The organism is Ureaplasma diversum NCTC 246, assembly GCF_000731915.1.
Classification (GTDB): Bacteria; Bacillota_I; Bacilli_A; order Mycoplasmatales; family Mycoplasmoidaceae; genus Ureaplasma; species Ureaplasma diversum.
In genome coordinates, this window is the sequence record NZ_JFDP01000094.1 from 1 (window position 1) to 1373 (window position 1373).

2 protein-coding genes are annotated in these 1373 nt (G+C 23.4%); one reads left to right on the top strand and one right to left on the bottom strand.

The features are described 5' to 3' along the window. Positions 1–328, bottom strand: a 328-nt coding sequence (locus UDIV_RS04035) for a hypothetical protein (protein ID WP_038103679.1), incomplete at its 3' end; no start/stop codon positions are given. A gap of 320 nt (positions 329–648) precedes the next feature. Here UDIV_RS04035 and UDIV_RS04040 point away from each other — a divergent pair. Next, positions 649–1281 carry a hypothetical protein gene (locus tag UDIV_RS04040; protein ID WP_038103681.1) on the top strand — a complete coding sequence of 211 codons (633 nt, stop codon included), beginning with the start codon at positions 649–651 and terminating at the stop codon, positions 1279–1281. Positions 1282–1373 lie beyond the last annotated feature (92 nt).

Sequence of the window (1373 nt, forward strand, 5' to 3'; positions counted from 1 at the left end):
TTTGATCACTTGCATTTATTTCTTTTAGTAAGCTAACAGAAACATAGTAATTTGCATATGCTTTATTAACTTGAAGGTTTAATGTATATTTTTGATCTGAATTAGTTTTAAGTTCACTTTCAACTACTTGTGAATTAATTGGTTCTTGAACTAATTTTTGTGGTTGATTTTTTTGAACTAGTTTATTTTTATTATTAGATAAATTTGGTTGGTTTGGATTCTTTGGTTTAGAGTTAGTATTTGGTGCACAACTAGCAATTAAACTAGTTGTAATAGCTACTAAACTAAGCGAACTAAAAACTAAAATTGCTTTGCTTTTTAATTTCATTAATGTTTACCTCTTTATTGTTATTAACAAAACAAAATAAGTGAATAATTTATATATAGATTTTCAAGTTTTTAATTATAGTATAAAAAATCAACTACTGATTAAATATCAACCTTTGATATTAAAGCAAGAAAAAGAGTGAACTAATTACTAATTAGTTAATATATCCCTTTTTAAAGGCTTAAAACACCTCTAAACTTTCCTATTATTATTATTATTATTATTATTATTATTATTAATGAAAACACATAAAAAGGTTGCTATTTTTTATATAATTTTATTAACTAGATAGGAGTGTTAATTAACTAAAAAATTTAAAAATGAACAAGAAGATTAAACTAAACCGGTTTAAATGATTAACAATTGGATCAATTGGTATGTTTTTAACTGGTTTTGTTGTAGTTTCTTGCTCTAAAAACTCCATAAATTTAAAACAAGAATCAGATTTAAAATATACCAAACAACTTATTGCACTAACTAATTTATTTGACACCCTTAAAACTGAAATCAACCAATACTATTTAATTACTGATAATAGTTTAAAAACACAACTAAATAACATTGATAAGAAACTTAAGTTTCTTAAAGATAATCAAGCTGATCAAGATTATTCTTTATTACTTAAAACATATCAAAAAATTAATACGAGCATTAGTTGAGTAAGAGTTCAACGCGAACTTAAAGCTCAACAAGTATTAAATAGTTTTCAACAACTTGAAATCTATTTTAACACCCTGCAGCAACAAAATACTTATGACAAGTTCTGATTAATTAAAAAGTATGAGCAAATCACTAACTTATATACAAAAGTTACTACTTTTCTAACTAGACTTATCCAAGCCCATGATATTAAAGCTAAAACTGATGATAAGTATGATGCTTTAATAGAAGAAATTAATCAACTACTTGCTCTTATTAAAAAAGAAGCTTTAGCTAATAAAGTAAATAATTAATTTTATTTAGAAGAAGAATTTTTTTACATATGAAAAAAAGATCTAAACTAATATATTTTGCAGTCTCTACATTATCTTTATCTACAATCATT